Here is a 25065-nt window from a genome sequence, read left to right on the forward strand (position 1 = left end):
TCATTCGTCGCCTTTTCACCCGCCGGTGCGGGCAGTTGACCCGCAGAACGCCTTCTCGCGGGTGAAAAGGCGACGAATGAGCGGGGAGCGTCAGGCTGTCCTGGTGTGGGTCATCTGCCAGTTCGGCACCCAGGTCCGGCCGCCGTCGGTCGAGAAGGACTGCTCCCACGAGGCCTGCTCGGCGCCGGGCGTCCAGCGGAACCGGACGTCGATCGGCTGCCCCTCCCACACATCCGGCCCTTCGAAGATCCCGATGCCGTCGGCACCGAACGATCCGATCACCGGCGTCTCCAGCACCCCGCGCTGACTGTTGATCCAGTGAATCGACCAGGTGCGCTTGAACGGGTTGTAGACCCGGAACGTCGCGCCGCGGAACCCTAGTGACGGGAACCACCCCTCGTCGAAGCTGATCGCGCCGTCGAAGTAGCTCCAGACCTTCATCGTCGACTCCAGCTCGTACCACTCGGCCGGTTCGCCGAGAGCGGGCCGGCGCCGCCGGTTGTGCATGTCCCACTCGCCGACAAGGAAGTCGAAGTCACCCGTCACCTTCGGTACGTCGGGCCGGGGCGGCGGCGTGTCCCGGCGAGTGAAGTCCATCGTCCAGTTGAGTTCCCACGTCTCGCCGCCGTCGACCGAGAACGACTGCTCCCAGTGCGCCGTGGTCTCGGTGATGTCCGACCAGGCGTAACTCGCGAGCACCGGCCGTCCGTCGTACTCGTCCTCGCCGACCAGCCAGCAAGATCCGTCGCTCCACCGGCCACGCACCGGCGGGCCGACCTCGTACGTCGTGCTGTTCACCCAGTAGACCGACCACTCCTTCTCGACCGGGTCGAACAGTCGCAGCGACATCCCGTACGACGCCTTGTCCGGGAACCGCATCTCGTCAATGCTGATCGCCCCGTCGAAGTGCGTCCGTGCGCTGCACGTGCCGCTGTACTGCGTCCACTCGTCGCCGCCGCTCAACGGTTTGACCAGTTGGCGGTGCAGTACGTCGAAGTGTCCGGTGAGGAAGTCGAAATCCATCATGATCGCGGCTCCGGCCGGGTGAAGGTCATCGTCCAGTTGTGCTCCCAGGTCCGGCCGCCGTCGCCGGAGAAGAACTGCTGCCACACCGGCACCTCGCCCGTGGTCCACCGGAACCGCACGTCGACCGGCCTGCCGTCATGCTCGTCGGGTCCGTGGAAGGACCCGACGCCTTCGTGGTCGAAACCACCATGCACCGGCGGTTCGAGGACACCCCGGGTGCTCATCACCCAGTAGATCGACCACTTCTTCTCGACCGGGTCGAACAGACGCAGGGTGAAACCGGTGAAACCCCTTCCGGTGAAGTCGATCTCGTCGGTGCTGACGGCGCCGTTGAAGTACGTCGTACCGGTGGTGACCGCGGGCGCCTCGAACCAGTCGTCGGCGTCGGCCAGGATCGATTTCAGTCGGCGGTTGTGCACGTTCCACTCGCCGACGAGGAAGTCGAAGTCGCCGGTGACCTTCGGGAACTCCACGGTCGGCGGTTGATCCGCGCGGCGGGTGAAGTCCATTGTCCAGTTGGTCTCCCAGGTCGCGCCGTCGTCGATCGAGTAGGCCAGCTCCCAGTGGGCGGTCTGCTCGGTGACGTCGGACCAGCGGTATCGGGCGAGCACCTGGCGACCGTCGTACTCGCGCTCCCCGGTCAGGTCGGCCGTGCCGTCGTCGGACCAGGATCCCCGGACCGGCGGCTGGGTGATCCGGCCGTCGCGGCTGTCGACCCAGTAGATGGACCAGAGTTGCTCGGTCGGGTTGTACAGCCGGACGGACAGGCCGCGGTAGCCCTGGTCGGGGAACTGCATCTCGTCGATGCTGATGCCGCCGCCGAAGTGGGTGCGGCCGGTGGTGGTGCCGTGGTACTCGATCCATTCGTCGCTGCCGGTCAGCGGTTTGGTCAGCTGCCGGTGGACCACGTCGAAGTGGCCGGTGAGGAAGTCGAAGTCGTTCATGGCTCCAGCTTTCCGGCTTAACCTGACACATCCTGGCAGTGTTTGTGACTACTCTCGAAGCGTGCGTTCGAGTCGGTTGTTGTCGATCCTGTTGCTGCTGCAGACGCGGCGGCAGTTGACCGCGCGCGAGCTCGCCGAGGAGCTGGAGGTCTCGCTGCGGACGATCTACCGCGACGTGGAGGCGCTGGCCGCGGCGGGCGTTCCGGTGTACGCCGATCAGGGGCGGGCCGGGGGATATCGGCTGCTCGACGGGTATCGCACCAAGCTGACCGGGCTCACCGAGCAGGAGGCGGCCGCGTTGTTCCTGGTCGGCATGCCGGGTGCCGCGGCGGCGCTCGGGTTGACGGCGGAGACCAGTGCGGCCGAGCTCAAGTTGCTGGCCGCGTTGGCGCCGGACCAACGGGATCGGGCCGGGCGGCTGAAGAACCGGTTCCACCTCGATCTGCCCGCGTGGTACCAGGAGGCCGAGGATTCACCACAGCTCGCGGCGGTCGCGGAGGCGGTGCTACACGATCGGCGGATCAAGGTGCGCTACCGCCGGTGGGAGGCGCCGCGCGAGGTTGATCGGGTGCTTGATCCGTATGGGTTGGTGTTGAAGAACGGTAGTTGGTACGTCGTCGCCGCGGCGACGGGCGGTGGGATTCGGACGTATCGGGTGTCGAACATCCTCTCGTTGGAGGCTACGGAAGAGGAGTTCAGCCGGCCGCCGCGCTTCGAGTTGGCTCGGTACTGGCAGGAGCATCTGGACGAGTTCGAGCAGCGGCGGTTCACGGGGGAGGCTGTGGTCCGGGTGGCCGCCGGGTTGGTGCCGCGGTTGAAGGACCTCTCGTTCGCGGATCTGCAGCGGGCGGTGGAGGCGGCCGAGCCGGCCGAGGACGGGAGCGTGACCGCCGTCGTACCGGTCGAGTCCATCGGCAACGCGGCGAGCCGGTTGATCCGCTTCGGCGATCAGCTGGAGGTGCTGAAGCCGCCCGAGCTGCGGGCGGAACTCAGGCGATTGGCGCAGTCTGTGGCTGACCTCTACGAGTCCTGACCGAGTTTGCCGGCTGAGGTGCGGCCGGCGTCGGCGCTGCGCTGGAGGAAACCGGCGATCAGCTCGAGCTCGGCTGCGGTGTAGTCGGCGCAGATCTCGTCCATCGCACGGTTCATGCCGCGATATAAGCGATAGACCTCGACGTTGCGGTCCGGCAGCACCCGGATGCTGACGCTGCGCCGGTCGGCCGGGTCGCGGTCGCGGGTGATCCAGCCGCCGCGCTCGAGCCGGTCCAGGATGCCGGTCAGTGTCGCCGGGTGCAGGCCGACCTGCCGGGCCAGCGCGCTCGGCGTCATCGGGCCGTGTTTGGCCAGCACGTCCAGGCAGTCGAGATCGATGTCCTTCAGTGCCAGCTTGCCGCCGACCTGATGGTTCAGCAGGGCGAGCTGGATGCGCAGATCCCGCAGTGCGGCCTTGATCACAGTGGTGGCCCGACGGCTAGTCTGTTTGGATTCCATATATTACGATTCCCATATTATATGACTTACGGAACAGCTGACGCGGGCACCGTACCGCAGATCAGCCCAGAACAGGGAGCAAGAGTTGACCATCCTGATCACCGGAGCGACCGGCATCCTCGGCCGTCCACTCGTCGCACTACTGCAGAACGAAGGCATCGCAGTCCGCGCGGTCGCCCGATCAACGCCAGGTCCGAAGTCGCCGACCGCGACACCGGCCGAGACGCCGATCGAGACACCGGCCGAGACGCCGATCGAGACGCCGGCCGTTTCCGGGGAAGCGGGTGTCGAGTGGGTCAGTGCGGACCTGACCCGGCCCGAGAGCCTCGCGCCCGCCCTCGATGGGGTGAGCGCCCTGTTTGTCCACCCGCGCGCGGTCGGCGAGAACGCAGGCAAGCTGCTGGCGCTGGCCGCCGAGCACGGGGTACGGCGGGTCGTGGCGCTGTCCGCCATCAACGTCGACGACGACCCGGCGTACCAGCCGTCGCGGTTGAACGGGGACCGCAACAAGGAGGTGGAGGACGCGGTCGTCGGGAGTGGACTGCCTTGGGTGGCGGTGCGGCCGAGTGCGTTCGCGACCAATGTGGTCGGGATGTTCGGCGCGCAGCTACGGGCCGGCGAAATCGTGCGCGGCCCGTACGCCGACTTCGCGGAGGCATTCGTGCATGAGGTGGATCTGGCCGAGGTGATCGCCCGTGCCCTGCTCGACGAAAGCCTGGATGGGCTTCGGATCCCGGTCACCGGTCCGCAGTCGTTGACGCACTCGGAAATCGTTGCGGTCATCGGTGAGGTGCTCGGGCGACCGGTCCGATTCGAGGAGGTCCCGCCGCAAGTTGCCGCTCGTGGTCTGGTCGCGCACGGTCTGGCTGAGGCGTTCGTGTCCGCCCTGATGGCCCGGTACGCGCGTGGGGCGGGGCAGCCCGCGCTCGTCACCGACGGCGTCGAACAGGTCCTCGGTCGCCCGGCGCGTACCTTCGCCGACTGGGTCGCCGACCACGCGGCCGCCTTCCAAGTGAGTGTCAGATGACCAGCAGGTTGGTGCGGCTGCTGGGGCTGTTGTTCACCGGGTTGTTCGCGGGGTTCCTGCTCGGGGTGCTCGTGCTGGAGAACTCGCTGCGCGGGTACGACGCCTCGGTCTACACCCAGGTCCGGCTGGTCGAGCTCGACTCGTTGGACAAGCTGGCGTCGGCGACGTTGATCCCGGCGCTGATCTGCACGCTGGTCCTTGCCGTTTCGGCGATCCGGGCCAGAGGCAACGATCGTTGGTTGGTGCTGGGGGCGTTCGGGTTGCTGACACTGGTTCTGGTCACGTCGCTGGTCGTCAACTTGCCGATCAACGGCGACCAGGCCGATTGGTTGGTTCAGTCGCCGCCGTCGGACTGGGCGAGCGTGCGGGACCGTTGGCAGGTTGCCCATGTGGTGCGTACTGTCTCCGCCGTCTTGGCGTTCGGCGCGCTGATCGTTGCTGCGGTCAACCGTGCGAACCGGTCTGAACACATCGAGGTGGTCGGCGCCGAGCCGGCGCTCAGTGCAGTACGCCGGCGGAGCTCAGTCGATTGAGTAGGTAGTCGTGCGGTACGGCGTACCGGGTGTTCCCGCGGAAGCCGGTCACGGTGTGCGCCATCGTGAGGGAGTTGAGGAGGGCCTCCTCGACCGATTCCATCGTCGCCTGGAACACGGGTTTGAGGTCCTGTTCGGGCATCGGTGGTTGGCGGGAGGTGCTGAACGCGATCGCGTAGTCGCCGCTGCCGGGGGCGTAGTCGGAACCGACGAGTCCGAGCGCGAAGATCGCGCGCCGGGCGATCCGGCCGAGCTGCCGGGCGTCGAGCGGGAGATCAGTGGCGAGCACGATCATGCAGGAGTTGCCGGTGGGTTCGCTCGGCGAGGGCGGCGCCGGAATCGGCGTACCGAGCACACGCAACACCCCAGAGAAGTTCGCCTGCACCAGCGCACCGACTACACCCGTGGGCGCGACTCTCGAGGACGTGCCGATGCCGGCTTTGAAGCCGAGGGCGGCTGTGCCGGTACCGGCGCCGACGCAACCTTCGGCGGGTAGTTCGGCGGAGGCGGACGCGAGCGCGCCGAGCACGTGCTGCTCGGTGATCGGCCGCTGCCGGATGTCCGAGAGGAAACCGTCGTTGGTCTCGCCGACGATGGGATTGAGGCTGATCGCGTTCGGGTCGAGATCGAGCAGATAGGTGAGCAGCGCATCCGCGGCCCGGAAGACCGACAACGTGCCGGTCAACAGGATCGGCGTCTCGATCACGCCCAGCTCGTCCACCTGGGTCGACCCGACCAGCTTCCCGTACCCGTTGCCCACAGCAACAGCAGCCGGCAACCCCCGCTGCCCTCCGCCGCTCCCACCCGCGCCAGCCCCACTCGCCCCGACCCCACTCGCCCCGACCCCACCCGCGCCGGCCCCACCCGCGCCAGCCTCACCGGCCCCGACCCCACCTGCCCCAGCCCCACCTGCCCCAGCCCCGCCCGCTCCGATCACCGGCCGGAGGGCAGGGTTCAGCGCGTCGGGGACGATTGCGGTGACGCCGGTGTGGAGGTTGGCGCCGTCGTCGAGGGTGGTGTGTGGCCTACTCGGATGCCGGGGACGTCGGTGATCGAGTTCAGCAGGCCGGTGGGGAGGGTGCCGGGGGTGATACCCAGGTCGCGCGCTCGGAGTTGCATGCCGACTATCGTCGGGCAGATGCGTGAGGACAGCATCGACCGGGTTGCCCCAACGGACCGAGGTGAGCCGACAGACGGGGGTGAGCCGACATACGGGGGTGAGCCGACATACGGGGGTGAGCCGACCGATCGGGTTGGGGCGATCGGGCGGGAGTTGCAGCGGGTGGCTGGGCGGGTTTGGTTGTATCCGCATGATCCTGACCCGGAGGCGATCGGCGCTTCGGTGGGGGTGATCGCGGACGAGCGGGGCAGTGTGCTGATCGACGCGGGCAACAGTCCGGCTCATGCGCGCGAGATCCAGCGGGCGATCCGGGAAGCGAATCTCCCCGCGCCTCGCTGGCTCGTGTACACCCACCACCACTGGGATCACACCTGGGGCGCCAGCGCGTGGGACGACGTCGAGGTGATTGCGCACTCCACGGCGACTGGGATCCTCTCCCGTGAGGCTGAACGCCCGTGGAGTCATCAGTACCTGCGCGAGCAGGTGATGCTGAACCCCAAGCTCGGACCCAGTTTCCGCGCCCGCGCGCTCGCCGTGCCGGACTTCGATGAGCTGACCATCGTGCAGCCGCACCGGACCTTCGACGACACCATCAAACTGCCGATCGGTGTCGAACTCCGCTTTGTCGGCGGCAATCACGCGCCGGACTCGATCGTTGCCGTCGACCCCGAATCAAGCGTCATGCTCGTCGGCGACTGCTACTACCCGCCGCCCTTCCACCTGCGGAAGGACACCGACACCACCGACCTGGCCCTGGCCCGCCGGCTGTTGTCCGAGCGCCACGCCTACTACATCGACTCCCACTCGGCCCCGCGCAGCCGCGAAGGAGTACCGATCGACATGAGGTAGTGCCCCGATTTCAGCCCGCCGCCGCTTGTCTGAGCGTGACAGCCTCGGCTCGACACGACTACCTCATGTCGATCGGTACAGAATCAGCCCGCCGCGATCCCCAGCACTCAGCTCGCCGCGATCCCCAGGAGCTCAGCTCGCGGGGATGCCCAGGAACTCAGCCCGCCGCGATGCCCAGGGGGCGACCGCTTGTGGTGGTGAGGGCGGCGGCGACGGTTTGGGCGTTGGTGCGGAACTCCTCGTCGGGGACTCGGGGGAGGAGGTCGTCCCAGACGGCGAGCATCGCGCCGCGGAGTTGCATCATGCCGAGCGGACGGGCGAGGAACCAGATGTGGAAGTGGTCGCTGCCGTCGCCCCAGCGGCTGAAGTGGGTGCGGCCGACACCCTCGATGCTGCGGATCGCATTGGCGATGCGCTGGATCACGGGTCCGAGCGAGGCGGTCAGCTCAGTGGGCAGGTTGTCGAGCCGGTAGTGCTCGCGCGGCACCAGCAGCGCGACCATCGGCAGCCCGCTCGGTTCGAAGCCTGCCTTGAGCAACCACTGCTCGTCGCCCCAGATCGCGTTGCCCTCCGGATCGGCACACGTCGGGCAAGGGGCCCCGCCTGGTTCACCCGCCCGGGGTGGTTCCGGGAGCACCGGCTCGGCCAGCGGGACCACGCGGACGTCGCCGTCGAAGGCAAACAACGGGTTGCCCAGCAGAGGATCAGCGGGCACGCGTTCGCCGTATGGGAGTCTGCGGTGGTATGCCGTCGGCAGTTCAGGTTCGCTCGGCGGCTCGAGTTCGCTCATGCCTGAAGATCTTGCCCAGCAGCGGTTCTTGCGCCAAGGGGTTATACGGTTCGGGCATGTCGATTGAGCAGCGGCCGGAGCTCGCTGAGGCGTTGGAGTTGGCGCGGCATCCGGAAGGTGGATGGTTCCGCGAGACGTGGCGGTCGGACGTGAGTTTCCTCCCCGACGGGTACGACGGGGAACGGGCCAGCGCGACGGCGATCTACTTCCTGCTCGCGCCGGGGGAGGAGTCGCGCTGGCACAAAGTGCGGTCGGCCGAGATCTGGTTGTGGCACTCGGGCGGTCCGCTGACCCTCGAACTCGGTGGCACCGGCAACGATCCGGAGCCGGCGCAGACGATCACGCTCGGCCCGGATGTGAAAGCCGGCCAGCACCCGCAGGCCGTAGTACCGGCGGGTGCTTGGCAGGCGGCACGTCCGGTCCGGGACGAAGCCGTGCTGGTGTCGTGCATCGTCTCGCCCGGCTTCGGCTTCGCCGACTTCACACTTCTTTAGATGAGAACTGCCTTAGAACAGAACGGTTGCCAAGGCCTCGTAGCCCGGTAGCAGGTCTGGGCCTTCCTTGCCTAGTTGCTGGATGACGACCTGGTCGGCGCCGGCTTCGAGGTGTGCCGTCAGGCCTTCGGCGACCTCGACCGCTGTCCCGTGCAGGACGAGCGCGTCGATCAGCCGGTCGCTGCCGCCGTCCTCGAAGTCCTCGTCGCTGAACCCGAGCCGCTTCAGGTTGTTCGTGTAGTTGCTCAGCTGCAGATAGCCGGCCAGATAGTCGCGCCCGACCGTCCGGGCGATCTCCTCGTCGGTCTCCAGCACCACCTTCTGTTCAGGCACCAGCAGCCTGTCCTCGCCCAGCACCTCTCTCGCCTGCTTGGTGTGCTCAGGGGTCGTCAGGTAGGGGATGGCACCGGCCGTCCGCGCGGCCGCCAGCTTGAGTACGCGCGGGCCGAGCGCGGCCAGGGCCCGCCGGTCGACCGGTACCTTGCCCTCGTCGAGCGCGTCCAGGTAGTCGACGATCGTCTCGTACGGCGACTTGTACTCGCCCGTGCGCTCGCGGTGACCGATCCCGACCCCGAGGACGAACCGGCCCGGGTGCAGCTCCTCCAGCCGGTGGTACGACGCCGCGACCGCGGCCGCGTCCGACTTCCACATGTTCACGATGCTCGTGCCGACCGCGACCGAATTCGTCGAGGCGAGCAGCACCTCGGCGTCGCGCAGGTCCTCCGCCGGCGAGCTGCCCAGCCAGAGCGTCCCGTAGCCGGCACTCTCCAGTCCGGCGGCGAGCTCAGGTCCCCAGTTCAGTGCCGCGTGCCAGACTCCGAACCGTCCCAGTTCGACCGCCACGTCGTGCTCCTCTCGTCAATGCTTTCACTGACGGCAACTCCGGGCGGAGAGCAGCCAAGTCCGGCCAACCTGAGCAAGTCTTCCCGACCATCCGGCCGCACTCAACGATGGTTGCGTGAGCAACTGATCACAGGTGCGTGGCGATGATCGGGACCCGGCGGCGCAGGTCGGCCAGCCGTCGTTCGGTGCGTTCGGGTTCGCCGGCCTTGGCGAGGTTGAGCATGCCGGGATCACCCGCGACCTGCCCGGCCCGGATCACCCGGGCCGACCGTTCCGCCCGGGTCGGCGCCGCCTCGAGGATCTCCAGCGGCGTCACCGATCCGCCGTACGCATCGGCCATCAACTGAACCCGCGCGGCCTGGTACGCCGGGTCGAGTGGTATCGCGAGCGGCACCGTGTTCCAGGCGGCGAAGGCGATGTCGTCGAGCGGTACCCCAGGCCCGGCCATGTCCCAGTCGATCACGCCGCTGAACCCGTGCTCGTCGCCGATCCAGTTGTAGTACCCGAAGTCGTGCATGCAGACGATCTCGTCCGGCCCGAGCACCCCTTCGCTGGTCCGCCAGACGACGACTCCCTCCGGCCGGTACGACGCGACCACCCGGTGGTACTCCGCGAGCCACTTCATCGCGTCGGCCAGGACTTCGTCCGGCACTTGTTCGCCGTACGACTCACCGGGCAGGTAGTCGAGGATCTCCCGGCCGAGTTCGTCGAACCCGAGCACCCGCGGTACGCCGGGCAGATCCGCGGCCGCCAAGTGGTTCAGCAGACCGTGCACGGCCGGGGTCCACGGACCGGTCGGCCGGCGGACGGTGTTGCCGACCCGGACCGCGCCGCCGACGTTGCCGCCGGGCAGCAGGATTTCTTCCATCGCAGAACCTTTCTGGGCGTTTCCGGAGGGGGTACTTCAGGGGTGCCGACAGTTCCTTGGCGGCTGTGCGCACGGGGAGCGGAGGGAAGGAAAAGATTCCGTCAAGAATGCGCCGGGCAAGCCTTCACGGAGCCAACCTCACGGGGCGCCACGACGTCGTACCAACAGTGTAATCGGACCGTAGAACACCGGTTCCGCGCGTCGGATCCGGACAAGACCATCGGATCAGGTGGTATTGACTCCGCGGACGTACACTCGCAGCGACCTGGCAACAAACCCCTCGATCGCCGGGCCGCGGACACAACGATGTGGGCCGCTAGGACGACGGAAGAAGGGCGAGCTGTGAAGGTCGGAGTTCCGAAGGAAGTCAAGAACCACGAATACCGGGTGGCGATCACACCCTCCGGTGTTCACGAGTTCGCCCGCAACGGGCACGAGGTTCTGATCGAGCAGGGCGCGGGGTCGGGCTCGTTGCTCACCGATGACGAGTTCGTCGCCGCCGGAGCACGGATCGTGCCGACGGCCGACGACGTCTGGGCGGACGCGGAGCTGGTACTGAAGGTGAAGGAGCCGGTGGAACAGGAGTACCACCGGATGCGCCGGGACCAGGTGCTGTTCACGTATCTCCATCTGGCCGCCAGCAAGGAGTGCACGGACGCGCTGATGACGTCCGGGATCACCGGGATCGCCTACGAGACGGTGCAGTTGCCGGACGGCTCGCTGCCGTTGCTGGCGCCGATGAGCGAGGTCGCGGGCCGGCTGGCACCGCAGGCCGGCGCCTACCACCTGATGCGCAGCGGTGGTGGTCGCGGCGTCCTGATGGGCGGTGTCTCCGGTGTGCATCCGGCGCGGGTCGTGATCATCGGCGCGGGTGTCGCCGGGATGAACGCGGCCGCGATCGCCCTCGGTATGCAGGCCCAGGTGCAACTGTTCGACCGCAACATCGCGCGGCTCCGCGAGGCCGACCGGATCTACCAGGGGCACCTGCTGACGATCGCCGCGAACTCGTACGAGATCGAGCGCGCGGTGCTCGAGGCCGACCTGGTGATCGGTGCCGTGCTGGTGCCTGGGGCGAAGGCCCCGAAGATCGTCACCAACGACATGGTGCGCCGGATGAAGCCGGGCAGCGTGCTCGTCGACATCGCGATCGACCAGGGCGGCTGCTTCGAGGACTCGCGGCCGACGACCCACGCGGACCCGGTCTACCAGGTCCACGACTCGCTGTTCTACTGCGTCGCGAACATGCCCGGCGCGGTGCCGAACACGTCGACGTACGCGCTCACCAATGTGACCCTGCCGTACGCCATCGAGCTGGCGAACCTCGGGTGGCGGGAGGCGATGAAGCAGGACCACAGCCTCGCGCTCGGGCTGAACACGTTCGACGGTCACATCACCTACGGCCCGGTCGCGGACGCGCACGACCTGGCCCAGTTGAAGCTCGACGAGGTGCTGGTCTGAGCGGCGAGATCAGCAGGGCGTTCAGCGCGTATCTCGACCATCTGACGGTCGAGCGAGGACTGGCCGCCAACACGCTCGCGTCGTACCGGCGGGACCTGCGCCGGTACGACGAGTACCTGGCGTCAGCCGGCATCACGGGTCTCGGCCGGGTCTCCGAGGCCGTGATCGGCGACTTCCTGATGCGCCTTCGCGAGGGCGACGCGGACCACCCGCCACTGACCGCTTCGAGTGCCGGGCGGACCGTGGTCGCCGTCCGGGGGTTCCACAAGTTCTGCCTGCGCGAGGGGCTGACCGTGGTTGACCCGGCGGCCGCGGTGAAACCCCCGACGCCGCCGCAACGGTTGCCGAAGGCCCTCTCCGTCGACGAGGTGACCCGGATCCTGGCGGCCGCGGCCGGCGTCGAGGGCAACGTTTCGGCGCCTGGTTCGGAGACTGCATCGGCTGGGCCGGCGGTGCTGGCGACCCGGGACGCCGCGCTGCTGGAGTTCCTCTACGGGACCGGTGCGCGGATCTCGGAGGCGGTCGGGCTCGACGTGGACGAGGTCGATCTGGAGGCCGGTGCGGTTCTCCTGCGCGGCAAGGGCAGCAAGGAACGGGTGGTCCCGGTCGGGTCCTACGCCCGCGACGCGCTGTCGGCGTACCAGGTCCGCGGCCGGCCCGAGCTCGTACGCCGGGGTCGCGGGACGCCGGCCTTGTTCCTCAACGCGCGGGGCGGAAGGTTGTCGCGGCAGAGCGCATGGACTGTCCTTCGCCGGGCGGCCGCGCGGGCTGGGATCGCGAAGGAGATCTCGCCGCACACGTTGCGCCATTCGTTCGCCACGCACCTGCTGGACGGGGGCGCGGACGTCCGGGTCGTCCAGGAGTTGCTCGGGCACGCCTCGGTGACGACGACCCAGGTCTACACCCTCGTCACCGTCGACAAACTCCGCGAGGTCTACGCCACCTCCCACCCCCGCGCCCTCTAGGGAACGAGGGGTATCTCCACCACTCAGTAAGCACCTGAGTCCGGGGGGCGGCTGAGCGTGGGTTCGTGCGGCGGCGGGTCGTGTGTGGCGTTTGATGAGTGGTGGGGGTACGTGGCTGGCCCGATGTGCGTTCGGAATGGACGGTGTGCGATCATTCGGTCACGGTTGGTCACCCGGGCGGGGTGATCGGCCGGGTCCGGAGGTTTGTCGACAAACCCACCCCACCCCGGTGCGGAGTGGCTGGTTGAGAGTGCTTGAATGCACGCTTACAGTCGCTGGGATCGCCCGTATCGGTTGAAAGGTTTGACGAGTCATGAACGAGTCGACATTCCCGGGCACCCAGCACCTGCCGTCGCCGACGGAACCGATGTCGTCGACCCACGAACCGGCGCCCACCAGCACCCCGCCGGCACCGACCACCCCGCCCGCCCCGGTGCCGCCGCGGGCCGTGACCCCACCCAGCAACTATGCGGAGATGCCCCGGCCGACGGCCAAGCTCACCGCGGAGGACATCGCACCTGTGAACGATCACCACGGTCCGAAGAACCGGATCGGGCCGACCGGCAGGCCGCTCCCCGATCTGCCCGAGGTGAAGCCACCGACCGGGCGTGGTCCGGCCCAGGTGATCGCGATGTGCAACCAGAAGGGCGGCGTCGGCAAGACCACCACCACGATCAACCTCGGCGCGGCGATCGCCGAGACCGGGCGCAAGGTGCTGCTGATCGACTTCGATCCGCAGGGCTCCGCGTCGATCGGGCTGGGAGTGCAGCCGCACGATCTGGACATCTCTGTCTACAACCTGCTGATGCAGCGCGACATCACCCCCGACGAGGTGATCCGGCCGACCAAGGTGGAGAACCTCGACCTGCTGCCGGCCAACATCGACCTGTCCGCGGCCGAGGTCCAGCTGGTCCAGGAGGTCGCTCGGGAGTACACCCTGCAGCGGGTGCTGGAGCCGATCATCCCGCTGTACGACGTGATCCTGATCGACTGTGCGCCGTCGCTCGGCCTGCTCACGGTGAACGCGCTGACCGCGTCCAACGGCATCGTCGTACCGCTGGAGTGCGAGTTCTTCGCGCTCCGCGGCCTGGCGATGCTGACCGACACGATCGGCAAGGTGCAGGACCGGCTGAACCCGAAGCTGGAGATCGTCGGCATCCTCGGCACCATGTTCGATGGCCGGACCACGCATGCCCGCGAGGTGCTCGACCGGGTCGTGCAGGCGTTCGACGAGCGCGTCTTCCACACCGTCATCCGGCGCACCGTCAAGTTCCCCGAGACCACGGTCGTCGGCGAGCCGATCACGACGTACGCCCCGTCCTCATCTGCGGCTACCCAGTACCGCGACCTTGCCAAGGAGGTGCTCGCGCGTTGTCCCGCCGGGTGAGCCTGCCAGGTGCCAGCGAACTCTTCGGGGGTGCGGCACCCAAGCAGACCAGACCCGAGAAGCGCACGACCCCAGACGGATCGGCTTCGGCCGACCGCCCGTCACCGAACGGGCGGTCGCGCACGGCCGTGGTCGATGACCGCAAGTCCAGTGGGCGGATTCGGCACGACACGAAGATCACTGTGTACGTGACCGAAGAAGAGCTGATCGGTTTGGAAAAGACGAGACTCGCGCTGCGCGAGGAGCACGGCCTGAACGCCGACCGCGGGCGGATCGTTCGCGAGGCGATCGACGTGTTGCTGGCCGACTTCGTCGACCACGGGCCGGACTCCCTGCTGGTACAGCGTCTCCGTGCCGCCAACGAACCGGCTGTCGCTGCCGGCGAACGGGTCGTCGCGGAATGACCGGCGAATGAACGACGCACCCGCGGCCGAACTGCCGGTCGCTGCGGAGGGCAAGGGTTTCAGCGTCCACCTGGTCAACTTCGAGGGGCCGTTCGACCTGCTGCTGCAGCTGATCAGCAAGCACAAGCTGGACATCACCGAGATCGCGTTGTCCCAGGTCACCGACGACTTCATCGCCCACATCAAGGCGCTCGGGTCCGAGTGGGACCTGGATCAGACGTCGGAGTTCCTGCTGATCGCGGCGACCCTGCTCGACCTGAAGGCGGCCCGGTTGCTGCCGCAGGGCGATGTCGAGGACGCGGAGGACCTGGCGCTGCTCGAGGCGCGGGATCTGCTGTTCGCGCGGCTGCTGCAGTACCGGGCCTTCAAGCAGATCGCCGGGCTGATCCAGCAGCGGATGGCGGACGAGGGGCGCCGGTTCCCGCGCGCGGTCGGGATGGAACCGCGGTTCGCGGAACTGCTGCCCGAGGTGTTGCTCGGCGTCGACCCGGCCGGGTTCGCGGCGTTGGCGGCGGCCGCGATGGCGCCGAAGAACAAGCTGCCCGAGGGCGTTTCGCTGGCGCACCTGCACGCGCCACGAGTGACGGTGCGCGAGCAGGCCCTGGTGATCGTCGACCGGTTGCGCCGGCAGCGCAGTACGACGTTCCGCGCGCTGGTGTCGGACTCGCCGGACACCGTGACGACGGTGTGCCGGTTCCTGGCGTTGCTGGAGTTGTTCCGGGAGGCGGCGGTGACGTTCGACCAGGTGACGCCGCTCGGTGAGCTGACGATCCGGTGGACCGGGTCGGACGAGGGCGAGATCGACGTCAGCGACGAGTTCGACGAGGAGAAGGCGCCGGAATCAGCTGAGGATGAGGCGCCGGAGGTCACCGACGAGTTCTCCGAATTCCTGGAGGACGGCGAGATCCTGACCGAGCTCGACGAGCCGGATCTCGCCGATGAGGCGACCGAAGCGACCCAGACGACGGACGGCACGAACGAGGCGGTGGAGCAGTGACCGAAGACCAGACGACAACCGACGTCGACGACCGCACGGCCGACGAGGCCGCTGAGGCTGCGGCCGAGCAGGTTGTCGAGCAGGAACCGGTTGATGTCGAGGCGTCCGCCGACGAGCTTGCCGACGTCGAGGCGTCCGCCGACCAGTCTGCTGATGAGGATCAGCCCGAGGCCGGGCGGGCCGACGCACCGGTTGAGGGTGAGCAGACCGAGGTGCCGGTCGAGGCCGAGGTTGTCATTGATGACGACACGATGCGGCGGGCGCTCGAGGCGATTCTGATGGTGACGGACGAGCCGTTGCCGGTGCTCACGTTGGCGCGGGCAGTTGGGCGGCCGACGGGGGATGTGTCGGCGGCGTTGGCGACGCTGGCGGACGAGTACACCGAGCAGGGGCGCGGGTTCGATCTGCGCGAGGTCGGTGGGGGATGGCGGTACTACACGCGGCCCGAGTCGGCGCAGTACGTCGAACGGTTCGTGCTCGACGGGCAGCAGGCGCGGCTGACCCAGGCGGCGCTGGAGACGCTGTCTGTGGTCGCGTACAAGCAGCCGGTCAGCCGGGCGCGGGTGTCCGCGATCCGGGGCGTGAACGTGGACGGCGTGATGCGGACGCTCGTCAGCCGCGGCCTGGTCGAGGAGGCCGGGGCGGACACGGAGTCGCAGGCAACCCTCTATCGGACAACGTCTTATTTCCTTGAGCGAATGGGTATGCAGAGTCTGGACGACCTGCCAGAACTCGCCCCCTACCTCCCGGAGATGGACGACGTGGAAGAAGAGCTCGCCGCTCAGAACGCCCGCACTCAATCCGCCGACGAGACCGCGACGGCCGACGAGACCGCGACCACCGACGAGACCGCGACCACCGACGAGACCGCGACCGCCGGTGCGGATGCGACCTCGGATGCCGAGGAGGCGGTGACGTCCGACATCGGCGCCGCCACGGATGCGGAGAGCGGACCGGGGATCGACGCCGACCTGTCGACCGGGGACGGTCCCGAGCTTGACATCGAGCCCGGTGACGAGGAGCTCGCGCCGGCCGAGGAGCTCGAGGCCGGGGGAGACACCGAGCTCGAGCAGGTGGAGATCGACCCGGACGAGATCCCCGAGACCGGGGACTCCCCGGCCGAAGCCGCCCCGGACTCGACCGATGACGAGGACGACGACGCGTCCGACGCAGAGGACGAACTTGAGGGTGCTGAGGCCGACGAGCCGGACGATGGGTCCGGCGAGGAGGATTTCGATGCCGGTACGGACGAGGACGCGGAAGCCGTGGACGACGTGCTGCGCGACGACGACGCGTTCTCCGACGAGACCGACCTGGCGAGCACCGCGGACGACGTACTGCGCGACGAGGACGACGTACTGCGGGACGACGTACCCGGAGACGGTGAGCTGGCGTCGGCCGAGGAGCTCGAGGCCGGGGAGACGCAGTACCGTGTCGACAGAGATGACTGATCAGGACGGGATCCGGCTGCAGAAGGCGCTCGCCCAGGCTGGGGTCGCCAGCCGGCGGAATGCCGAGCTGCTGATCGAGCAGGGGCGCGTCGAGGTGGACGGCGCTGTCGTGACGGAGTTCGGTACGCGGGTCGATCCGGCCGTGTCCGTGATCCGGGTCGACGGCGAACGCATTCCGCCGACGACCGCGCACGCGTACCTCGTACTGAACAAACCGCGCGGCGTCGTCACCACCATGTCCGACCCGCAGGGCCGCCCCTGCATCGCGGACTTCGTGCAGGACCGCCCCGAACGGCTGTTCCACATCGGTCGCCTCGACACCGACACCGAGGGACTGCTGCTGCTCACTAATCACGGTGAGTTCGCCCACCGCCTCGCGCACCCGTCGTACGAGGTCTCCAAGACGTACGTCGCCGAGGTCGACGGCAACGTCAAGCCGGCCGTACTCCGGCACCTGCTCGACGGGGTCGACCTCGACGACGGCCCGGCCCAGGCCGACACCGTCAAGGTGGTCTCCGAGGTCAAGGGCCGCACCCTGATCCAGATCACCCTGCACGAGGGCCGCAACCGCATCGTCCGCCGCATGTTCGACGCCGTCGGCCACCCGGTCAAACGGTTGACCCGTACGGCGATCGGCCCGGTCCGCCGAGGCAACCTCCACACCGGCGAACTCCGCGACCTGGACCCCAAGGAACTAGGCCAACTCCTCGACCTGGTCGACCTCTGACCCGGCCGGTCGGTTGACATTGGGTAACGCAATTCAGCGGCGCGCCTGTGGCCGGGACGGAATGTAGGAGGCGGGCCGTAGGGTGGGTGATGTGAACCGGCGAATCTTCGGTCTGGAGAACGAGTACGGCGTCACGTGTACCTTTCGCGGTCAGCGCCGACTGACCCCCGACGAGGTGGCGCGGTACCTGTTTCGGCGCGTCGTGTCCTGGGGGCGGAGCAGCAACGTCTTCCTCCGCAACGGGGCCCGGCTCTACCTCGACGTGGGCTCCCACCCGGAGTACGCGACCGGAGAATGCGACTCGGTCACCGACCTGATCGCGCACGACAAGGCGGGCGAGCGGATCCTCGAGGGGCTGCTCGTGGACGCGCAGAAGCGGCTGCACGACGAGGGCATCTTCGGCGACGTCTACCTGTTCAAGAACAACACCGACTCGGCCGGCAACAGCTACGGCTGCCACGAGAACTACCTGGTCAGCCGGCATGGCGACTTCGCCAAGCTGGCCGACGTGCTGATCCCGTTCCTGGTCACCCGGCAGCTGATCTGCGGCGCCGGCAAGGTGCTGCAGACCCCGCGCGGCGCGGTGTACTCCGTGAGCCAGCGCGCCGAGCACATCTGGGAAGGCGTCTCCAGCGCGACGACCCGGTCCAGGCCGATCATCAACACCCGTGACGAGCCGCACGCGGACGCCGAGCGGTTCCGCCGGCTGCACGTGATCGTCGGCGACTCGAACATGTCCGAGACCACCATGCTGCTCAAGGTAGCCAGTACCGACCTGGTGCTGCGGATGATCGAGGCCGGCATCGTGATGCGCGACCTCACGCTGGACAATCCGATCCGGGCGATCCGGGAGATCAGCCACGACATGACCGGCCGCCGCGAGGTCCGGCTGGCGAACGGCCGGGAGGCGAGCGCCCTCGACATCCAGGGCGAGTACCTCTCCAAGGCCCGTGACTTCGTCGACCGCCGGGAGCTCGGTACGCCGGCCGTCGAGCGCGCGTTGTCGCTGTGGGAGCGGACGCTGAAGGCGATCGAGTCCGGCGACCTGTCCGGGATCGAACGCGAGATCGACTGGGTGATCAAGTACCGGCTGATCGAGCGGTACCGGCACCAGAACAACCTCGGTCTGGCCAGTCCGCGGGTGGCGCAGCTGGATCTGGCGTACCACGACATCCACCGGCCGCGCGGGTTGTACTACCTGCTCGAGCGCAAGGGCGCGGTCACCCGGGTGGTCGACGACCTGCGCGTCTTCGAGGCCAAGTCGGTGCCGCCGCAGACCACGCGGGCCCGGCTGCGCGGCGAGTTCATCAAGCGCGCGCAGGAGCGCCGCCGCGACTTCACCGTCGACTGGGTGCACCTGAAGCTGAACGACCAGGCCCAGCGCACGGTGCTGTGCAAGGACCCGTTCAAGTCCCACGACGAGCGGGTCGAGAAGCTCATCGCCAGCATGTGAGCGGCATCGCGACACTGCGTGACGTGACCGAACGGTGACGCAGGTAGCTGGTGGCGGCCTTGCCCGTGCCCGCTAGGGTGGGCGCGTTATCTGGCCGTCCACCGAGGTGCGGGGTTCCGCGCCGGGATATTTCGAGGTGCTCGTTCGTGCGCAAGCTGTTGAGTGTGGTCGCAGTGCTGGCGCTGGGGTCGTCCCTGGCTGCCTGCGGCTCCGAGGGTTCGGACTCCGGTGGCGGGGGTGACTTCGGCAAGGCCGGCATCAAGGTCGAGTCCGAGTTCGGTCAGAAGCCGACCATCACCCACCGCGAGGGCGAGCCGGACAAGGCGCTGGTGACCGAGGTCCTCAAGGAGGGCGACGGCGCCGAGGTGAAGAAGGGCGAGCTGCTCACCGCGAACTACCTCGGCCAGATCTGGCGCGACGGCAAGGTGTTCGACAACTCCTACGACCGCGGCGCGCCGTCGTCGTTCCCGATCGGTGTCGGCGGCGTCATCGCCGGCTGGGACGAGGGTCTGGTCGGCAAGAAGCTCGGCAGCCGGATCCTGCTGTCGATCCCGTCCGACAAGGGGTACAAGGAGACGGGCAACGAGCAGGCCGGGATCAAGGGCGACGACACGCTGATCTTCGTCGTCGACCTGGTCAGCACCGCTGCGAACGACACCAAGCTGGACGCCGACCCGGTCGCCGCGCCGGCCACCAAGTTCAAGGTCACCGGCGAGCTGAACGCCGAGCCGAAGGTCACCGTCCCGGCCGGATCCAAGCCGCCGGCGAAGCCCGGCAAGCCCGTCGTGATCGCGACCGGCAAGGGCAAGCCGATCGAGAAAGGCAGCCAGCTGATCGGCCGCTACGTCGTCTACGACTACGCCGGCAAGAAGCAGGCCAGCACCTGGGACGGACAGCAGGGTCAGGCCGGCGCCCCGACCGACCAGCTCCAGGTCGGCCCCGGCCCGAACGGTCAGGCAGGCGCCCTCGACGGCCTCGCCGGCATCCCGATCGGCAGCCGCGTCCTCGTCGAGCTCCCCGCCTCCAAGGACCAGGCCGGCAAGACGGTCAACGCCTTCGCGGTGATCGACATCCTCAACGCCTTCCCGGCCCCGAAGCAGCAGCAGTAATCGTTCGCGTGCGAAAGGCCGGCCTCCCACGAACGGGAGGCCGGCCTTTCACTTCCTGTGGAACCAGCGGTTGGCGTCCGGGGCGAACATCAGGGGGACCGCCGCGAGGACGGCGAGGATGTGGACGGTGCGGATCGCGGCGAAGGTGGCGAAGGTCGCGTCGGGGTGGAGGGTGGTGAAGTCGCCGTTGGTGATCAGCCATTGGAGTGGGCCGATGACGAGGGTTGCGAGGCCGACGATGCCGAGCAGGCCGGCCAGCAGCCAGCGGGACCAGGGCACGCCCTGGCGGAAGTAGCGGTCGATGATGACGAAGAGCGAGCCGTAAACGACCGCCCGGAAGGCGATCTGGGCGGCTATCGCGACGACGGGGGTGTCGTCGCCGATCGCGCCGATCACGCCGACGACCGTCTCGGCGACACCGGAACCGACTGCCAGCAACCAGGCTGCGGTCGCGGCCCGTACGGCGAGCGGTGGGCCGGTCGGGGCCTCGTGGATGCGGATTGTGGTTGCCATACCTCAAGAGTCGGCCGCCGGGCCCGCTGAATCAGGAGTACTGGGACCCCGAACCAGGTGGGGGTACGTCCACCAGACCGGCTGCATGGCGGCCGGCGGCTGCGGCGGCTTCGAAGTAGGCGCGGTCGGCGTCCAAGTCGCGGCCCATCGTGGACAACTTGACCGGCGCGGCGCGCAGCGCGTCGTACAGGCCGTCGACTCCGATGCGGACGACCCGGTGCCGCGCCTTCAACGGCTCGGCCGCGTCCCGGACGGCGTCGCCGAAGTCACCGGGGAGATCCGGTACGACGACGTCCGCGGGCTGGAGTGCGACCCGTCCGTACGCCGTGAGGCTGTGGTGCGAGATGCCGCGGTGACGTGGTCGCGGGTCGGCCTCGGAGATCCGCAGCGACGCCACGGCCCGCCCGCCGAGCGTGCCGATCGCGTTGACCGCCTCACCCGACTGGACCCCGGAGAACCCCCATCGCGTGCCCGTACCGAGGTTGCCCGGTCCCTGGGTCAGTACGACGACCTCCGCCGCCAGCACGTGTACGGCGGTCAACAGGCCGGTGTGGACCGTCACGGCCTCCCGGTCACCGCCATACGCCTGCCCGACGGTCACGGTCCCACCCAGCCAGCCGCTCTCACGCAGTGACGCCACAGTCCGCGAGAACGCCAACGGCAGCGCCCCGCCGTCCGTCATCACGTACACCACCCGCGTAGTCGGCCGCGCCTCGTACACACCGGCCAGTACTGCGGGCAACGCCGAGTGCAGGTCCGCGACGACGACCGGCGTACCGAACAGGTCGTCGGCGTCCCGCAGTACGTCGTGGTCGGGGGAGTCCTGCTCGTCGGCGCCCAGCACCATCGCCTGGAGTGGGGTGTACCGGGCCTTCACCAGGTGCCCCGTCTCGGGCGGATCCGCGGGCAGCCGATCCGGGATCGCCACGACGAGCGCGTACCCGCCTGTCCCGAGCCCACGATCGAGCGCGCCCACGTTGAGCAGCACCCGATCGCCGACCACCGGAGCACCGACCAGGTCGGGATAGGCCAGCGCCCGCACGCTCAGCTCACCCACGGATACGACCAGCTCCTGAGCGCCCGCCCAGGCCCGGCCCAGCTCGACCACAGACCCTTCACGCCACCGAATCACACGCCGACCCTAGCCACTCCCACAGACGCACCGTGGTCGGTGGTCGCCGGCTGGCACCTTGAACAAGAAACGGTGGGCTTGAACAACCCACAGCTGGTTCAAGCTCACCGTTAGTTGTTCAAGCTCCCGGTTTCGTCGCCCGGGGGATCGGTTGCGGAGCGGAGTACGGCGTGGATCCGAAAGTATGTTCGGCGAGGAGCGAGCGTTTCGGCCCACCGAGCCCGTAAGGTGGTCGGGTGTCGGCGCGGAAGAGTGAGCGGCTGCTCAACCTGGTGATCTGCCTGCTGGTCGCGCGCACGTACGTGACCAAGGAGCGGATCCGCGAGGTGGTCGAGGGCTACGCGGGGCAGACCGACGACGCCTTCGAGAAGATGTTCGAGCGCGACAAGGACGAGTTGCGCGATCTCGGCATCCCGATCGAGATGGGCACCATCGACAAGTTCTTCTCCGACGAGGTCGGCTACCGGATCCGCCGGGACGTGTTCGAGCTGCCCGAGGTGCACCTGGAACCGGACGAGGCGGCCGTGCTCGGTGTCGCCGCCCGGGTCTGGCAGCACGCCAGCCTGGCCGAGGCGACCACATCGGCCGTGCTGAAGCTGAAGGCGGCCGGGATCCAGACCGACCAGTCGGCGCTGAGCGCGATCGAGCCGCATGTCGGGGCCTCGGAGCCGGCCTTCGACCCGCTCTGGTCGGCCGTGGTCAGCCGGACCGTCGTCCGGTTCGAGCATCGCCGCAGCGGCGCCGCCGAGTCGACCATGCGGACCCTCGAGCCGTGGGGGATCGTCTCCTGGCACGGCCGCTGGTACGTCGTCGGCCGGGACCGCGATCGGCAGGCGACCCGGATGTTCCGGTTGTCCCGGATCGGCGGCAACGTGAAGACCGTCGGAAGAGCCGGCGCGTTCACCGTGCCGGAGGGGACCGACATCCGCTCGCTCGTCTCCGAGCTGGCACCGCCGCGACCGACATCCGAGGCGAAGGTCCGGGCCCGGGCCGGGTGCTGTGTCAGCCTGCGCCGCCGGGCGAATGCGATCGAGCCGTACGAGGACGGCTGGGACCTGCTGCACGTGCCGTATGCCGATTCCGAGGTGCTCGCCGAGGAGATCGCGTCGTGCGGTCCGGATGCTGTGGTCGAAGGGCCGGGCGACGTGCTGGACGGCGTACTGCGCCGCCTGCGGTCGGTGGCAGGGGTGCCCGGATGAGCAATGCGCGGGACCAGGTCCAGCGGCTGCTCGCGCTGGTGCCGTACCTGCGGGAGAACGACGGCGCCCGGGTGGACGACGTCGCCGCGGAGTTCGGGGTGCGGCCGAGGCAGATCATCGCGGACCTGAAGGTGCTGTGGTTCTGCGGGCTGCCGGGCGCGCAGATGGGCGACCTGATCGAGATCGACATCGACGCCGCCGAGGGCGAAGGCGTCATCCACCTGAACAACGCCGACTACCTCGCCCGGCCGCTCCGGCTGGCCGCGGACGAGGCGCTCGCACTCCTCACCGCGCTCCGGACGCTGCGCGAGGTGACGGCCGGCCAGGATCGCGATGCCGTCGACCGCGCGATCACCAAGCTCGAGACCGCCGCCGGTGAGGCCGCCGCCGCAGGTGAGGGCGCAGCTGCGCACGTCCACGTGGAGCCCGCCGCGCCCGAGATCGCCGAGACCGTCAACCGCGCCCTGGCCGGTCAGCGCCGCCTGCACCTCACGTACGACGTACCGTCGCGCGACGAGACCACCGAGCGGGACGTGGATCCGATGCGCCTGGTCGTCTCGGAGGGCCGGACGTACCTCGAAGCGTGGTGCCGGCTCGCGGAGGACGTCCGGTTGTTCCGCCTGGACCGGATCGCCGCGGTGAAGCTTCTCGATCTCCCCAGCGAACCCCCGCCCGAGGCGACCCCGCGCGACCTCTCGAACGGCATGTTCCAGCCGTCAGAACACGACCTGCTGGCCACGATCCGGCTCGCCCCGCCGGCCCGTTGGGTGGCTGAGTACTACCCCACCGAGTCGGTCAAGGAAGCCGCCGGCAACTCCCTCATCATCAAGCTCCGAGTCGCCGACACCGCTTGGCTCCAACGCCTCGTACTGCGCCTCGGCGGCGCCGCGACCGTCCTCGAACCCGCCGACCTGGGCGACCAGATCGCCACCACGGCCCGCGAGGCCCTCACCGCCTACGACGACCAGCTGTAGTCGCTATCCCTGGCTGAGGATCTTCTCCAAGGGCGAGCGGAAACGGGGTGTGACGCGGACGCCGGAGAGCCATTTGGTCCAGCGGTCAGCCTCGCGGTCGATCAGGGCAGCCGTTTCGGAGCCGACGTCCTCGAGGAGTTGGTAGCGGACCTCACCGGATTCAGGCTGGCCCCAGCCACCGACGATGCGGCCGTCGGCCCAGACGGTGGGGCCGATGTTGCCGGTCGTGTCGAACAGGCGGGACTTGTGCTCGCCGAGGTACCAGTCGCGCTCCTTCCAGCCCATCGGCGTTGGGTCCAGCGCGGGCAGGAACGCGACCCACGGCTCGACCTCCACCTCCGGCGCCTCGTCCCCGGGCAGCACGTAGCCGACGGCGCCGTCCAGCTCGACCTCGACGGCTTCGACCGCCTTGAGCGCCTTCCTGGTCTGGCCGAGGCCCCAGCCGGTCCACCACTGCAGGTCTGCCAGCGTCCCCGGCCCGAACGACTCCAGCCAGGCGCGGGCCAACGCGGCGCGGGCCTCGTCCGCCGACGGCTTCTCGCCGGTCTCGTCCGGGAACCAGGCCTCGGCCGGGGACCATTGGTGCTGACCGCTGAGCCACGTGCCGAGTGGGCGGCCCCGCACGATCCGCCCGTCGGCCGCGAGCTGGAAGAGGACGCGACTGGTGACATACGGCTGGGCGGCGTACGTCTTGCCGGCCGCCATCGCCAGTCGGCTGCGCAACCGCGGCTCGTCCTGGGACAGCTCTTGCGCCGTCGCGGATCCGCGCAGGCTGAGTGCGGTCGCGGTGGACTCCTCGACCGCCCGCAACCACTGCCCGGCCGCCTCGGCGTCACCCTCGATCCCCGCCTCGACGAGGTGCTTGACCAGGAGTTTGCGCTGCTTCACCGCGATGTCGTCGGTGCAGGCGGCCTGGATCACCTGCGCAAGCTCGGTCGGCGCCACGAACACGGTCCGCCGCATCCCGAGCATCCGGATCAGCGCGCGATCGTCGTACAGGGCACGCTCCGTACCCGCGACGTCACTCCCCGGAACCCGGGCCGCGACCGACAGGTGAACGGTCGCCGGGTCGGTGGCATGCAGTACGACGACTGCCCGCGCAGCCTCCACCGGATCGGCCGCCTGGCAGGAGGACGCCAGCTTGTGTCGCCGCCCCAGCCTGGTCCGCCGTTCCTCGGCCCCGATCCGCACCATCGGCCCCCCTTTGTGTCTGCCGGAAACCCATTCTTACCATCACGTTCCGACACCGTTGGGCGGCCGGAACCCCCGCGAGGCGTGGGCCGTGACCAGGAACCGGATAGGCTCGTGGAC

Annotated in this window: 26 protein-coding genes; 16 read left to right on the plus strand and 10 right to left on the minus strand. The window is 68.8% G+C overall.

Annotated features, from left to right (window positions below; all coding sequences use genetic code 11):
• Nucleotides 1–90 precede the first annotated feature (90 nt).
• Both EV643_RS44670 and EV643_RS44675 read right to left on the minus strand, forming a co-directional pair.
• Nucleotides 91–1110, minus strand: a complete 1020-nt coding sequence (locus tag EV643_RS44670; RefSeq protein ID WP_202869395.1) for a hypothetical protein — start codon at nucleotides 1108–1110, stop codon at nucleotides 91–93.
• Nucleotides 1023–1970 (minus strand): hypothetical protein, encoded by a 948-nt coding sequence (locus EV643_RS44675; RefSeq protein WP_202869396.1) that lies wholly within the window; start codon nucleotides 1968–1970, stop codon nucleotides 1023–1025. The genes EV643_RS44670 and EV643_RS44675 overlap by 88 nt, the downstream gene beginning before the upstream one ends.
• 61 nt (nucleotides 1971–2031) lie before the next feature.
• Between EV643_RS44675 and EV643_RS05035 the strand changes: the two genes are divergently transcribed.
• Nucleotides 2032–3003, plus strand: coding sequence for a helix-turn-helix transcriptional regulator (locus tag EV643_RS05035; protein ID WP_133798777.1), 972 nt, complete (start codon nucleotides 2032–2034; stop codon nucleotides 3001–3003).
• On the opposite strand, the gene EV643_RS05040 is transcribed toward EV643_RS05035, so the two are convergent.
• On the minus strand, nucleotides 2991–3461 hold the full coding sequence (locus tag EV643_RS05040; protein WP_133798778.1) for a MarR family transcriptional regulator: 471 nt from the start codon (nucleotides 3459–3461) through the stop codon (nucleotides 2991–2993). The genes EV643_RS05035 and EV643_RS05040 overlap by 13 nt on opposite strands.
• Nucleotides 3462–3546: 85 nt before the next feature.
• On the opposite strand from EV643_RS05040, the gene EV643_RS05045 reads away from it, so the two are divergent.
• Both EV643_RS05045 and EV643_RS05050 read left to right on the plus strand, forming a co-directional pair.
• Nucleotides 3547–4488, plus strand: a complete 942-nt coding sequence (locus tag EV643_RS05045; RefSeq protein WP_133798779.1) for an NmrA family NAD(P)-binding protein — start codon at nucleotides 3547–3549, stop codon at nucleotides 4486–4488.
• Nucleotides 4485–5021: an anthrone oxygenase family protein gene (locus tag EV643_RS05050; protein ID WP_133798780.1), complete on the plus strand. Its 537-nt coding sequence runs from the start codon at nucleotides 4485–4487 to the stop codon at nucleotides 5019–5021. The genes EV643_RS05045 and EV643_RS05050 overlap by 4 nt, the downstream gene beginning before the upstream one ends.
• Here EV643_RS05050 and EV643_RS05055 read toward each other — a convergent pair.
• The gene (locus EV643_RS05055; protein ID WP_133799203.1) at nucleotides 4987–5799 is read right to left on the minus strand and encodes a P1 family peptidase; all 813 of its coding nucleotides are present in this window, start codon (nucleotides 5797–5799) and stop codon (nucleotides 4987–4989) included. The two genes, EV643_RS05050 and EV643_RS05055, sit on opposite strands and share 35 nt — an antisense overlap.
• Nucleotides 5800–6159: 360 nt before the next feature.
• Here EV643_RS05055 and EV643_RS05065 point away from each other — a divergent pair, with 360 nt between their 5' ends.
• Entirely contained in the window at nucleotides 6160–6990 is an 831-nt protein-coding gene (locus EV643_RS05065; protein WP_133798781.1) for an MBL fold metallo-hydrolase, read from the plus strand.
• Between the two features lie 157 nt (nucleotides 6991–7147).
• Here EV643_RS05065 and EV643_RS05070 read toward each other — a convergent pair whose 3' ends face one another.
• Nucleotides 7148–7780, minus strand: coding sequence for an HIT family protein (locus EV643_RS05070; RefSeq protein ID WP_133798782.1), 633 nt, complete (start codon nucleotides 7778–7780; stop codon nucleotides 7148–7150).
• A 56-nt stretch (nucleotides 7781–7836) separates the two neighbouring features.
• Between EV643_RS05070 and EV643_RS05075 the strand changes: the two genes are divergently transcribed.
• Nucleotides 7837–8274: a cupin domain-containing protein gene (locus EV643_RS05075; RefSeq protein ID WP_133798783.1), complete on the plus strand. Its 438-nt coding sequence runs from the start codon at nucleotides 7837–7839 to the stop codon at nucleotides 8272–8274.
• A gap of 12 nt (nucleotides 8275–8286) precedes the next feature.
• On the opposite strand, the gene EV643_RS05080 is transcribed toward EV643_RS05075, so the two are convergent.
• Nucleotides 8287–9117 (minus strand): LLM class F420-dependent oxidoreductase, encoded by an 831-nt coding sequence (locus tag EV643_RS05080; protein WP_133798784.1) that lies wholly within the window; start codon nucleotides 9115–9117, stop codon nucleotides 8287–8289.
• A gap of 127 nt (nucleotides 9118–9244) precedes the next feature.
• The gene (locus EV643_RS05085) at nucleotides 9245–9985 is read right to left on the minus strand and encodes a phosphotransferase (RefSeq protein WP_133798785.1); all 741 of its coding nucleotides are present in this window, start codon (nucleotides 9983–9985) and stop codon (nucleotides 9245–9247) included.
• A gap of 342 nt (nucleotides 9986–10327) precedes the next feature.
• On the opposite strand from EV643_RS05085, the gene ald reads away from it, so the two are divergent.
• From ald to EV643_RS05130, 9 genes are all read left to right on the plus strand, one after another.
• Nucleotides 10328–11443 carry an alanine dehydrogenase gene (gene ald / locus EV643_RS05090; RefSeq protein WP_133798786.1) on the plus strand — a complete coding sequence of 372 codons (1116 nt, stop codon included), beginning with the start codon at nucleotides 10328–10330 and terminating at the stop codon, nucleotides 11441–11443.
• The gene (gene xerD / locus EV643_RS05095) at nucleotides 11440–12408 is read left to right on the plus strand and encodes a site-specific tyrosine recombinase XerD (protein ID WP_133799204.1); all 969 of its coding nucleotides are present in this window, start codon (nucleotides 11440–11442) and stop codon (nucleotides 12406–12408) included. Before ald ends, xerD begins: the two co-directional genes overlap by 4 nt.
• Nucleotides 12409–12883: 475 nt before the next feature.
• Nucleotides 12884–13795 carry a ParA family protein gene (locus EV643_RS05100; protein ID WP_133799205.1) on the plus strand — a complete coding sequence of 304 codons (912 nt, stop codon included), beginning with the start codon at nucleotides 12884–12886 and terminating at the stop codon, nucleotides 13793–13795.
• Nucleotides 13780–14199: a hypothetical protein gene (locus EV643_RS05105; protein WP_133798787.1), complete on the plus strand. Its 420-nt coding sequence runs from the start codon at nucleotides 13780–13782 to the stop codon at nucleotides 14197–14199. The genes EV643_RS05100 and EV643_RS05105 overlap by 16 nt, the downstream gene beginning before the upstream one ends.
• 7 nt (nucleotides 14200–14206) lie before the next feature.
• Nucleotides 14207–15196, plus strand: a complete 990-nt coding sequence (locus EV643_RS05110; RefSeq protein ID WP_133798788.1) for a segregation and condensation protein A — start codon at nucleotides 14207–14209, stop codon at nucleotides 15194–15196.
• Entirely contained in the window at nucleotides 15193–16647 is a 1455-nt protein-coding gene (scpB, locus tag EV643_RS46825) for an SMC-Scp complex subunit ScpB (protein WP_370452219.1), read from the plus strand. Before EV643_RS05110 ends, scpB begins: the two co-directional genes overlap by 4 nt.
• Nucleotides 16640–17374, plus strand: a complete 735-nt coding sequence (locus EV643_RS05120) for a pseudouridine synthase (protein ID WP_133798789.1) — start codon at nucleotides 16640–16642, stop codon at nucleotides 17372–17374. The genes scpB and EV643_RS05120 overlap by 8 nt, the downstream gene beginning before the upstream one ends.
• A 91-nt stretch (nucleotides 17375–17465) precedes the next feature.
• Nucleotides 17466–18827: a Pup--protein ligase gene (gene pafA, locus EV643_RS05125; RefSeq protein ID WP_133798790.1), complete on the plus strand. Its 1362-nt coding sequence runs from the start codon at nucleotides 17466–17468 to the stop codon at nucleotides 18825–18827.
• Between the two features lie 146 nt (nucleotides 18828–18973).
• Nucleotides 18974–19936, plus strand: coding sequence for an FKBP-type peptidyl-prolyl cis-trans isomerase (locus tag EV643_RS05130; RefSeq protein WP_133798791.1), 963 nt, complete (start codon nucleotides 18974–18976; stop codon nucleotides 19934–19936).
• 48 nt (nucleotides 19937–19984) lie between these two features.
• Here EV643_RS05130 and EV643_RS05135 read toward each other — a convergent pair whose 3' ends face one another.
• Both EV643_RS05135 and EV643_RS05140 read right to left on the minus strand, forming a co-directional pair.
• Nucleotides 19985–20449 (minus strand): hypothetical protein, encoded by a 465-nt coding sequence (locus EV643_RS05135; RefSeq protein WP_133798792.1) that lies wholly within the window; start codon nucleotides 20447–20449, stop codon nucleotides 19985–19987.
• Between the two features lie 31 nt (nucleotides 20450–20480).
• Nucleotides 20481–21581: a DUF3866 family protein gene (locus EV643_RS05140; RefSeq protein ID WP_133798793.1), complete on the minus strand. Its 1101-nt coding sequence runs from the start codon at nucleotides 21579–21581 to the stop codon at nucleotides 20481–20483.
• A gap of 236 nt (nucleotides 21582–21817) precedes the next feature.
• Here EV643_RS05140 and EV643_RS05145 point away from each other — a divergent pair, with 236 nt between their 5' ends.
• Entirely contained in the window at nucleotides 21818–22780 is a 963-nt protein-coding gene (locus tag EV643_RS05145) for a helix-turn-helix transcriptional regulator (RefSeq protein WP_133798794.1), read from the plus strand.
• Complete coding sequence (locus EV643_RS05150; RefSeq protein WP_133798795.1) at nucleotides 22777–23754, plus strand: helix-turn-helix transcriptional regulator; 978 nt, start codon at nucleotides 22777–22779, stop codon at nucleotides 23752–23754. Before EV643_RS05145 ends, EV643_RS05150 begins: the two co-directional genes overlap by 4 nt.
• A 3-nt stretch (nucleotides 23755–23757) precedes the next feature.
• Here EV643_RS05150 and EV643_RS05155 read toward each other — a convergent pair whose 3' ends face one another.
• Nucleotides 23758–24948, minus strand: coding sequence for a winged helix DNA-binding domain-containing protein (locus tag EV643_RS05155; RefSeq protein WP_133798796.1), 1191 nt, complete (start codon nucleotides 24946–24948; stop codon nucleotides 23758–23760).
• Between the last annotated feature and the right edge of the window lie 117 nt (nucleotides 24949–25065).

Source organism: Kribbella caucasensis, assembly GCF_004361855.1.
GTDB lineage: Bacteria > Actinomycetota > Actinomycetes > Propionibacteriales > Kribbellaceae > Kribbella > Kribbella caucasensis.